Annotated in this window: 11 protein-coding genes and 1 tRNA gene; 11 read left to right on the forward strand and 1 reads right to left on the reverse strand. The window is 58.5% G+C overall.

Annotated features, from left to right (window positions below; all coding sequences use genetic code 11):
* Positions 1-6 precede the first annotated feature (6 nt).
* The 11 genes from EV281_RS11465 to EV281_RS11510 all read left to right on the forward strand — a co-directional run bounded on the left by EV281_RS11465 (position 7) and on the right by EV281_RS11510 (position 9548).
* Positions 7-1086, forward strand: a complete 1080-nt coding sequence (locus EV281_RS11465; protein ID WP_132653246.1) for a glycosyltransferase — start codon at positions 7-9, stop codon at positions 1084-1086.
* Positions 1083-2213 (forward strand): glycosyltransferase, encoded by a 1131-nt coding sequence (locus EV281_RS11470; RefSeq protein ID WP_132653180.1) that lies wholly within the window; start codon positions 1083-1085, stop codon positions 2211-2213. Before EV281_RS11465 ends, EV281_RS11470 begins: the two co-directional genes overlap by 4 nt.
* Positions 2210-3298 carry a glycosyltransferase gene (locus tag EV281_RS11475; protein ID WP_132653181.1) on the forward strand — a complete coding sequence of 363 codons (1089 nt, stop codon included), beginning with the start codon at positions 2210-2212 and terminating at the stop codon, positions 3296-3298. Before EV281_RS11470 ends, EV281_RS11475 begins: the two co-directional genes overlap by 4 nt.
* Positions 3295-4404 carry a glycosyltransferase gene (locus EV281_RS11480; protein WP_132653182.1) on the forward strand — a complete coding sequence of 370 codons (1110 nt, stop codon included), beginning with the start codon at positions 3295-3297 and terminating at the stop codon, positions 4402-4404. Before EV281_RS11475 ends, EV281_RS11480 begins: the two co-directional genes overlap by 4 nt.
* A 10-nt stretch (positions 4405-4414) precedes the next feature.
* Positions 4415-5491 carry a UDP-glucuronic acid decarboxylase family protein gene (locus EV281_RS11485; RefSeq protein WP_132653183.1) on the forward strand — a complete coding sequence of 359 codons (1077 nt, stop codon included), beginning with the start codon at positions 4415-4417 and terminating at the stop codon, positions 5489-5491.
* Positions 5492-5511: 20 nt separating this feature from the next.
* Positions 5512-6276: a TIGR04290 family methyltransferase gene (locus EV281_RS11490; RefSeq protein ID WP_132653184.1), complete on the forward strand. Its 765-nt coding sequence runs from the start codon at positions 5512-5514 to the stop codon at positions 6274-6276.
* A gap of 685 nt (positions 6277-6961) precedes the next feature.
* On the forward strand, positions 6962-8179 hold the full coding sequence (locus EV281_RS11495; RefSeq protein WP_132653185.1) for an Nramp family divalent metal transporter: 1218 nt from the start codon (positions 6962-6964) through the stop codon (positions 8177-8179).
* 1 nt (position 8180) lies between these two features.
* The gene (locus EV281_RS11500; RefSeq protein WP_132653186.1) at positions 8181-8525 is read left to right on the forward strand and encodes a hypothetical protein; all 345 of its coding nucleotides are present in this window, start codon (positions 8181-8183) and stop codon (positions 8523-8525) included.
* Positions 8522-8860, forward strand: coding sequence for a hypothetical protein (locus EV281_RS11505; protein WP_184327340.1), 339 nt, complete (start codon positions 8522-8524; stop codon positions 8858-8860). The genes EV281_RS11500 and EV281_RS11505 overlap by 4 nt, the downstream gene beginning before the upstream one ends.
* A 6-nt stretch (positions 8861-8866) precedes the next feature.
* Positions 8867-9013, forward strand: coding sequence for a hypothetical protein (locus tag EV281_RS31100; protein ID WP_165911868.1), 147 nt, complete (start codon positions 8867-8869; stop codon positions 9011-9013).
* 313 nt (positions 9014-9326) lie between these two features.
* Positions 9327-9548: a hypothetical protein gene (locus tag EV281_RS11510; protein ID WP_132653187.1), complete on the forward strand. Its 222-nt coding sequence runs from the start codon at positions 9327-9329 to the stop codon at positions 9546-9548.
* Between the two features lie 284 nt (positions 9549-9832).
* Here the strand turns inward: EV281_RS11510 and EV281_RS11515 are convergent.
* Positions 9833-9909: transfer RNA gene (locus EV281_RS11515), tRNA-Met, on the reverse strand.
* Positions 9910-9917 lie beyond the last annotated feature (8 nt).

The following is a 9917-nucleotide window of genomic DNA, read 5'->3' on the forward strand; positions in this document are numbered from 1 at the left end:
ATATTGATGACCGTCGATTCGGTCGGAGGAGTCTGGCGCTACGCTATGGATCTCGCGGCCGGTCTTCGGTGCGAAGGAGTGGACATCGTCTTTGTCGGTCTTGGTCCCGTACCGTCGGAGACACAGGTTAGTGAGGCGAAGGCGCTGGGAAAACTCGTGTGGCTTGATGCTCCTCTCGACTGGATGGCCACGGGCAGGGCTGAGATAGCCGGCGTTTCAGAAGAAATCGCTCGGATCGCCAGAGACAACGCTGTCGGTCTGCTCCACCTCAACTTGCCGTCGCAGGCAGCAGGGATCGATACGCCGCTGCCCATCGTCGTGGTTTCCCATTCCTGCGTCGTCACATGGTTTGCCGCCGTGCGCGGAACGCCGGTGCCGCCGGGCTGGGCCTGGCAGCGCGATGTGAACCGGGAAGGCTTCGATCGCGCAGATGCCGTGCTCTCGCCGAGCGAAAGTCATGCGAATGCACTACGAGCGGCCTATGGTCCGGTCTCCCGGCTCAAGGTGGTTCATAACGCCAGCAGCGTCGAGGCCGAACCGCATTCAAAGAAGATCTTCGCTTTCGCAGCCGGACGCTGGTGGGACGAAGGCAAAAACGGTGCGGTGCTCGACAAGGCGGCTGCAATGATGTCACTGCCCGTCGTCATGGCGGGCTCCTGCGTGGGCCCCAATGGCCAGAGACTGCAATTCAGCAACGCCGACGACCTTGGGCCACTGCCATATTCCAAGGCCGTTGCCTTGATGCAATGCGCACAAATCGTCGTGTCGCCATCCGTCTACGAGCCGTTCGGCCTGACCGCTCTGGAGGCCGCGCGATGCGGCGCTGCATTGGTGCTGTCGGATATTCCCACCTATCGGGAGCTATGGGATGGATGCGCGCTGTTTTTCGATCCTTATGATCCGAAATCCTTAGCATCTGCCTGCGCACAGCTCAGCGGCGACGCGCAGCTGCGGGAAGAGCTGGTGGCAAAATCGCGGGCGCGGGCGCGGGGGTTCAATCTGAAACGGCAGGCGGCATCGATGCTCGACACTTACGTGCATCTGATGGATCGCACCTTCAACCTCGCGGCGGCGGAGCAATCATGAGATTTCTGTTCTACACCCATTCGCTGGTTTCCGACTGGAACCATGGCAACGCGCATTTTCTGCGTGGCGTGATGCGGGAGCTGACCCGGAGGCATCACGAGGCGCTGGCGCTGGAACCCGAGAACTCGTGGAGCCGATGTAATCTTCTGAGCGATCAAGGGCTGCAGGCGATCGAAAAATTCCACAGTACGTTCCCGCAGCTACAGTCGCAAATCTACGGAGAACAATTCGACCACGATGCAGCTATCGCCAACGCCGATGTCGTCATCGTTCACGAGTGGACTGAACCGGCGCTTGTGGAGCGGATCGGTCGCGCGCGGCGCAATGGCGCCGGCTTTACACTGTTGTTCCATGACACGCATCACCGCGCCGTCTCCGCAAAGGGCGATATCGCTGGACTGACGCTCGAGGATTACGATGGTGTGCTCGCCTTCGGTGAAACGCTGCGGCGGCGCTACCTGCAGGCCGGCTGGGGCAGGTCGGTCTTCACCTGGCATGAGGCTGCTGACGAGGCATTGTTTTGCCCGCGACCGGAGGTCGCAACGACAGGTGATCTCATCTGGATCGGCAATTGGGGCGACGACGAGCGCTCCTCTGAGATTGCGGAATTCCTCGTCCGCCCGGCTCGTGATCTCGCGCTCAAAACGACTGTGCGCGGCGTACGCTACCCTCGGCGGGCGCTCGACGCCCTGCAGGACGCAGGTATCGCGTATGGGGGCTGGATCGCCAATGCTGAGGTGCCGCTCGCTTTCGCCAGCCACAGAGTCACGATGCATATTCCACGACGGCCCTACGTCGAAAACCTTCCTGGCATTCCGACGATTCGTGTTTTCGAGGCTCTTGCCTGCGGCATTCCGCTGATCTGTGCGCCTTGGGACGACGTTGAGGCACTTTTCAGGCCAGGCAGAGACTATCTCGTCGCCGAAAACGGCCAGGAGATGACGCGCCTGCTGCGCGATGTGCTGGCCGACGATGATCTTTCGGCTGCCCTTATCGCGTCCGGTCTCGAAACAATCCGGTCGAGACACACCTGCCGGCATCGTATCGATGAACTATTCACCATTCTGGAACGATGCGGCACCGCACGCGTCGTCAGCCAGCTGCCTGCAAAGGAGGCCGCCGAATGAAGATCGCATTTTACGGATCCAGCCTGCTTTCAGCCTATTGGAACGGTGCCGCAACCTACTACCGCGGGTTGTTGCGCGCATTAGCGCAAAAGGGTTACGACATCACCTTCTACGAACCCGACGTCTATGACCGACAAAAGAATCGCGACATCGATCCACCGGAATGGTGCAAGGTTGTCGTCTATCAAGGCACTACCGAGGCACTGAAGGCGGCGACGGCAGCAGCAGTCGATGCCGACATCGTCGTCAAAACAAGCGGTGTGGGTTTTGAGGACGATCTCCTTCTCCAGGAGATCCTTCGCCATGCCAGGCAAGGCGCCTTGAAGATTTTTTGGGACGTGGATGCGCCGGCAACGCTTTCCGAGCTGCGACAGAGCCCCGACCATCCGCTTCGCAGATCGTTGGCAAAGATCGATCTAGTCCTCACCTATGGTGGCGGCGATCCTGTAATCGACGCCTATCGCAGCCTTGGGGCGGCGGATTGCATACCGATCTATAACGCGCTTGATCCCGAAACCCATCACCCGGTCGAAAAAGAGGCTCGCTTTGCTGCAGAGCTCGCTTTTCTCGGCAACCGCCTGCCCGATCGGGAAACACGAGTCGAGCAGTTCTTTCTGGAGCCGGCCGCCCACTTGCCGCAGCAAAGGTTTTTGCTCGGTGGTTCGGGCTGGAGCAACAAGCCGCTGTCTTCGAACATCGTCTATATCGGCCATGTCTCGACCCGCGATCACAATGCCTTCAACGCAACACCGAAGGCGGTGCTCAACATTTCGCGGTCAAGCATGGCGGAAAACGGTTTTTCGCCGGCAACACGGATCTTCGAGGCTGCCGGCGCAGGTGCCTGCTTAATTACTGACCACTGGGACGGCATTGATCTTTTTCTCAAGCCCGGTGACGAAATACTAGTGGCACGTGACGGCCACGATGTCGCCGAACTTCTCGCTGGCCTCACAAGCCAGCGGGCCAAGGAGATAGGACAGCAAGCGCTGAGACGCGTGCTTGACGGGCATACCTATGCGCATCGCGCCGCGACCGTCGATGCCATCTTCCGTGTAGGTGCCGCACGGCCGGAGGCGGCCGAATGACCGGATCGCTCAATATCGTCATCCTCGGCCTGTCCCTGTCGTCATCCTGGGGCAACGGTCACGCTACGACTTATCGCGCCCTCATCCGCGGATTGAGCGTACAGGGACACAGGGTATGGTTCCTGGAGCGGGATATGCCCTGGTACGCGTCGCACCGCGACCTGCCCAATCCCGACTTCTGCCAGCTCATCCACTACAACGACATTGACGAAATGATTGAAATCCATGCTGGCCTGATCAAAGCGGCGGACGCCGTGATCGTGGGATCATACGTCCCATCCGGCGTGACAGTCATCGACAGGATTGCGGCCCTTCAGCCACAACGACTTTGTTTCTATGATATCGACACGCCGGTCACATTGGCCAAGCTCGCCCGTGGCGACGAGGAATATCTGGCCCGCCGACAAATCCCGCTTTTCGACAGCTACTTCTCGTTTTCAGGCGGAGACGCTTTAGGCAGGATCGAACGCGACTACGGCGCGCGCAAGGCACTGGCTCTCTATTGCTCCGTCGATGCCAGCCGATACCGAGCAACCGGCGAAGCTTTCCGTTGGGACCTCGGCTATCTCGGTACCTATAGCCCCGACCGCCAGGCAACCTTGGAGCGGCTCCTGATCGAGCCTGCCAGGCGGCTGCCGCATCTCAGCTTCGCGGTCGCCGGCCCTCAATATCCTGAAGACATCGTGTGGCCATCAAACGTCGAACGGATCGAGCACCTGCCTCCCGCCGATCATGCGAGTTTCTATAGCCGGCAGCGTTTTACACTGAACGTTACCCGAAGCGACATGATCGCAGCCGGCTGGTCGCCAAGCGTCCGGCTGTTCGAGGCCGCAGCCTGTGGCACACCGATTGTCAGTGACGATTGGCGCGGGCTCAACGATTTTTTTGCCGAGGGCCAGGCGATCATCATCGCTCGGCGATCGGACGACGTGGTTAAAGCCTTGACGACGATCCCCGCAGCGGATCGGTTCACATTGGCATCGGCTGCAAGGGCGACCGTGATGCAAGGCCACACCGGCGAGAGGCGGGCCTACGAGTTCGCCGCCGCGCTTCAAGGACTGCCAGAAGCCGGAATCCGACCCACCCCTCAACCCATTTCAGCCTAGGAGAGGCATAATGCTGCAAAGGACTCGAAACGGAAGAGTGAAGACTGTACTTGTCGCCGGAGGAGCTGGTTTCGTCGGCTCGCATCTATGCGACGCGCTGCTGGCACGCGGTGACCGTGTGATCTGCGTCGACAGCTATATCACCGGATCGGAGGACAATGTCCGGCCGCTGATCAATCATCCGAAATTCCGTTTGATCGAGAAGGACATTTGTCATCTGAAGAGTCTCAACGAGACTGTAGACCAGATCTATAACCTGGCCTGCGCAGCTTCACCGCCGCAGTATCAAGCAGACCCGGTGCATACGATGATGACCTGCGTTGCAGGTACTGGCAATCTGCTTTCGCTGGCCGAACAATATCACGCCTCTTTCCTGCAAGCGTCGACAAGCGAAGTCTATGGCGATCCGGTGGAGCATCCACAAACTGAGGATTATCGCGGCAATGTTAATTGTACCGGTCCCCGCGCCTGCTACGACGAAGGCAAACGGGCAGCGGAGGCCCTGTGCTTCGACATGCTTCGGGCCGGCAGGGCGGATGCACGCATTGCCCGCATATTCAACACCTATGGACCGCGCATGCAGCCGAGCGACGGGAGGATCATCTCCAATCTCCTCGTGCAAACCCTCTCCGGCGCGCCGCTTACGATTTACGGAAGCGGTAACCAGACGCGCTCCTTCTGCTTCGTCAGCGATCTCGTCGCGGGCCTGATGGCGTTGATGGATGTTGATCCCAATCCCGGCGTTCCGGTCAATCTCGGCAACCCCGGCGAATTTACGATCAACCAGCTTGTCAACCTGGTCATGAGCATTGTGCCATCGACATCGACTATCGTCCACAAGCCGCTGCCGCAAGACGATCCCCAGCGCAGAAGACCGGACATCTCGCGGGCGAAAGAACTGCTCGGCTGGCAGCCGATGATTCCGCTTGCCGAAGGTCTTCGCCTGACAGCCGATTGGTTCACGGCCTCGATCCGTCCTGACGGGCGCTTCGATAGCTCAAAGGCCCAACGTCGCTCGAGATTGCCGCCGCGTTCAAAAGCCGGACGCACCTCGCTCGACGCCTGCCAACAGAGGACCGCGCCGTAAGGTGATGAAGGAGAACCGACATGGATGCAGCACGCCCAACAGAACATCAGGATCTACAAAGACGGATTGAGGAACTCGGGCCATGGTTTCAGAATTTGAACATCGACGGCCACATGACCGCCCCCGATCATTTCCTCGGAGATTATCCGGCCTTCAAGTGGAACGGTTTTCGGCATGTGCTTCCGACCGACCTTGGAGGTCTCAGCGTGCTCGATGTCGGCTGCAATGCAGGTTTCTATGCGCTTGAGATGAAGCGGCGTAACGCCGCCCGCGTGGTCGGTATCGATTCAGATCCCCACTACCTGAAGCAGGCGCGCTTTGCTGCTGAGCAGGCTGAAATGGAAATCGAGTTCAGGCAGATGTCGGTCTATGATGTCGGCCGGCTGGGTGAGAAATTCGACCTGGTGATCTTCATGGGCGTGCTCTATCACCTGCGCCACCCACTGCTGGCGCTGGATCTTCTCTATGAACACGCTGTCGGCGACATGATGCTGTTTCAGTGCCTCCAGCGCGGTGACGAGCGCATTCCCGATCTCGAAGAGGACTACGACTTTTCCGAATGGAGCATCTTCGATAAGCCTGAATATCCAAAGCTTTTCTTCGTAGAGCAACGCTATGCGTCCGATCCCACCAACTGGTTCATCCCCAACCAGGCGGCCGTCGAGGCAATGCTGCGCAGTGCCGGCTTCCGAATCGACGACCATCCGGAACGCGAGGTCTATCTGTGCCGCCGGGGCCAACGACATTATGCGGTCGAACCGCCGCCTTCATTTGCAACACGATAGACGACGATATCTTCGATCTTTTGCGGTATGGACGCCATATCCGGGGCGCAGCCGATCAGCGTTAACGCCAGGCGCTGCGTGGTTCAAAAAAGACTTCTCTGTCGCTCAGGCCTCCGACTGACCATAAAATCTTTCATTGGCTCGTTTGTGAGGTCCTCAACGGTGGTCACGTTTCGGATGACAAGAAATTGGCGCAACTCGCTATGTCCGCAGCCAATGCCAAATCAGCGTGACGCAGAAACTCGGTCGATCTTTCGCGACGTCCGATTCAGCTGGGATGGGGAGTAAAAATTGCGGCAAGCTGAGGAAGTGGTGAAAACCCACTCCTCAACATCTCGGCACCGCTCAAAGAAATGCCTCTGCGTGACGGCCATAAGACCTTACACAGGACGCTAAGAGATGTCGCGGCGACGCTTGACGGCGTGTCTCAGCACAGCGCATCCGAGACGCGACGGATAGGAGTCGGACGCACGGTTGACGAGATCGCCACCATCCTACCGGGAGCTATGTCGGTTCTCGTTCTGCCGTGAATGCGCCGAACCTCCGTTTCCTTCTTTTGGCGAAACAGTGGCCAGAGGAACAGCGGGCCGAGATTTGCGTTACTCTTCGCCAGTCGCTTCAAGGAACGCGCGTCGTCTCGGCCTTCAGGCGGATGCAGAACGATCTTGATCCCAACGGGGATGCTATGAAGAAATTACTCGAGGTCTCGCTTGGGGTCGTCACCAGCGTAGGCGGTTTTCTTGAGACCGGGTCGATTGCGACCTCCGCCCAGGCAGGGGCGGCGTACGGCTTCAGCCTCATCTGGGCTGTCATCCTCGGCACGGGGTGTCTAATCTTTCTCGTCGAAATGTCTGGACGGTTCGCCATCGCCAGTCATCATACGATCGCAGACGGCATCCGGGACCGGTTCGGTTCGAATTTTTTCATCCTCGTGATCGTCGTGATGTCCATCGTCAGTATCATGGTGTTGGCGGCCGAGATTGGTGGTGTTGCCCTTGCGCTTCAGTTTCTGACTGGATGGAGTTTTCAATGGTGGGCATTGCCGGTCGCCTTCGCCACATGGCTGCTGTTATGGCGCGGCACGTTCGGAACGATCGAGAAGGGAGTGTCGGCGCTCGGATTGATCGCGCTCTCGTTCGTGGTCGCCATGTTCGTTATGGGGCCGCCATGGAAAGAAGTGGCAAAGGGCGCATTGCCAACTCTTCCCGACAAGGACGCATCGCATTACGCATTCATCGCAGTCAGCATCCTCGGCGCCACGATCTCCAACTATCTATTCTTCTTCTATTCGGCCGGCGCCATTGAAGAGAAATGGGACAAATCGTATTTTGGAATAAACAAGATCACCGCAACATTCGGCATGGCGTTTGGAGGCGCGCTGTCGGTTGCCATCATCGTGCTTGCGGCCATGGTCTACCCTGCTCGCGGCATCGAGAACATAGAAAGCTACGAGCAGATCGCGATGATCTTGACCCCAGCTCTTGGCACCTGGGGTATTTACATCTTTTCCCTTTCGCTTCTGATCACTTGTTTCGGGGCCGCTTTGGAGCTGAGCCTCGCCCAGGCCTATATTACCGCTCAGGGATTTGGCTGGAACTGGTCCGAGGACGCAAAACCGAAAACCAATCCCGCCTTCAGTCTCGTCTATACGGTCGCCATCGTTATCGCCGTCATTCCCATCGCCGCTGGTCTCGATCCCTTGCAGGTCACCATCTTCTCGATGGCAATTACCGCCATGAGCCTTCCTCTCGGAGTCATACCATTTCTGTTCCTGATGAACGATGAAACCTTCGTTGGCGACCATACGAACGGCTGGATAGGTAATGTGGTCGTCCTGTTCATCATCGGGCTGGCCTTCACGCTTGCGATCGTCACCGTACCGCTGCAAATCTGGGGAGGCTGACATGCATCTCGTGCGAGATGTTCTAGACAAGCAACTCGTCGACCAGGCAGAGGTTCGCGTCGGCAGGGCAGATGGGATCATTCTACACCTTAACGAGCACGGGCAGCCGAAAGTCGTAGCGATCGAGCTCGGGTGGTCGACGCTTGCCAGACGGCTGTTGAAAGGCGTTGGTCTTCGAACGCTCGCTCGGGATCGAGGCCGCGGATATCGGATCGCCTGGTCTCATGTCGCCGACGTTGGCGTCGACATAACCATCGATGTCGATCGCCAGGAACTGCCGCTGGAGCGTTGGCAGCAGTGGCTTCGTCGAAGGATTTTAGGGTGGATTCCAGGCGGGCTGTCATGAGTGAGCTATTTCTCCAGGATCTGCTGGGCGCACGGGTGTTAGGACCGGGCAACGAGGTGGTGGGACGCATCGAGGAAGTCGTCGCAGAAGCGCATGGCGACGAACTCTTCATCGTCGAATACCACGTCGGAACCTTTGCGCTTCTTGAGCGCCTGGCTTCCTCTTCGTTCGCCCGCGCAGTCCTCGGAGCTGCCGGGCTTCGCTCAGGTGAAGGACTGGCTGTTCCCTGGGAGCAACTGGATCTTTCGAATGCAGCTTCACCAAGGTTGCTTTGTGATCCGCAGCAGTTGAAGCCGCCTCGTCGCTCGTCCGCAACTCCCCAGTCGGCGCGTTAAAACGCTTTGGAGCGCAAGCGTCCAGGTGGCTGTATCTGGCTTTCGGGGCTGATCTGGGTATTCGTACGCTATGACGATACGAAGGTTTCGCAGGATGCCTGGCGCGCCGGCGTCATCATCCGTAGCGACGCCATCGAAGGCGATATCGATTGAATGAGCACCGTCCGGTGCAACGTCACTATCGCCATGCCACTGGCATGACCTTCGCCAGCCACGTCCGTTCCATCATCGAATCAAACGGGAACCTGATCGGACCTTAGTCCGATGGCCGACGGGAACTTGCCTGCTAGTTTTGCTTCCGCTGAACTGCAGACTCGACAGGAGGAGGCTCGCCCATTCCGTAAGCCCGGCATCCTTCTCCAACTCTGACATTTTCTGGCCCGCCTTCATCTGGTGAACCGGACATGCTTGGAAAACCATCGGTTTCGACCTATGATCGATGCTGATTTCGCGCGTGGAGAAATCGATGAATGAGCGCAAAATCACTGAACGCGACCGGCCGATGACCTCGCAAGATCTTGCTGTCTGCCAGCAAGTCTTGGAAGCCGTGAAAGCGGAATTTCAGCTTGCCGACGATGACGCTCAGACATCCAGAAGCGCGGCAATCACGATCGAACTCTACCGACAGGGTGTCCGCGATGTCGATCAGCTCAAGGTCCTGGTATTCGCCACCCGGGGCAAAATCTAAAGCTCGATGAACCGCAGCTTCAAGATTTGCGTTGGCGGCCAGCACAGCCGGACTCACGTCGCCTGTCTTAGTCGCCGATGCCAGCGCATCTTCCAGGCCAGGCCGCATCGCCGAAAACGGGCGTCGACCAATGGCTCCGTTCCGTTGTTGATCTCATCGCATAAGCAGCAATTGCGGTCATGCGTGGGTCTGACGTGTGCGGAGGAGGAGCTAGCATCGGCGGGCAAGCGCAGCTTTTCCGTCAGCGATAAGCGGAGGGCGCTGTGTTTTTGCAGGGCAGGGTTTGGTTGCGGGGGCAGGATTTGAACCTGCGGCCTTCAGGTTATGAGCCTGACGAGCTACCGGGCTGCTCCACCCCGCGTTATCCAG

The sequence above is a fragment of the Rhizobium sp. BK418 genome (assembly GCF_004341105.1).
GTDB lineage: Bacteria > Pseudomonadota > Alphaproteobacteria > Rhizobiales > Rhizobiaceae > Rhizobium.

Bases quoted from the DNA above. Each gene is read 5' to 3' on its own strand.
- EV281_RS11465 (WP_132653246.1), top strand. From the start codon at position 7: ATGACCGTCGATTCGGTCGGAGGAGTCTGGCGCTACGCTATGGATCTC.
- EV281_RS11470 (WP_132653180.1), top strand. From the start codon at position 1,083: ATGAGATTTCTGTTCTACACCCATTCGCTGGTTTCCGACTGGAACCAT.
- EV281_RS11475 (WP_132653181.1), top strand. From the start codon at position 2,210: ATGAAGATCGCATTTTACGGATCCAGCCTGCTTTCAGCCTATTGGAAC.
- EV281_RS11480 (WP_132653182.1), top strand. From the start codon at position 3,295: ATGACCGGATCGCTCAATATCGTCATCCTCGGCCTGTCCCTGTCGTCA.
- EV281_RS11485 (WP_132653183.1), top strand. From the start codon at position 4,415: ATGCTGCAAAGGACTCGAAACGGAAGAGTGAAGACTGTACTTGTCGCC.
- EV281_RS11490 (WP_132653184.1), top strand. From the start codon at position 5,512: ATGGATGCAGCACGCCCAACAGAACATCAGGATCTACAAAGACGGATT.
- EV281_RS11495 (WP_132653185.1), top strand. From the start codon at position 6,962: ATGAAGAAATTACTCGAGGTCTCGCTTGGGGTCGTCACCAGCGTAGGC.
- EV281_RS11500 (WP_132653186.1), top strand. From the start codon at position 8,181: ATGCATCTCGTGCGAGATGTTCTAGACAAGCAACTCGTCGACCAGGCA.
- EV281_RS11505 (WP_184327340.1), top strand. From the start codon at position 8,522: ATGAGTGAGCTATTTCTCCAGGATCTGCTGGGCGCACGGGTGTTAGGA.
- EV281_RS11510 (WP_132653187.1), top strand. From the start codon at position 9,327: ATGAATGAGCGCAAAATCACTGAACGCGACCGGCCGATGACCTCGCAA.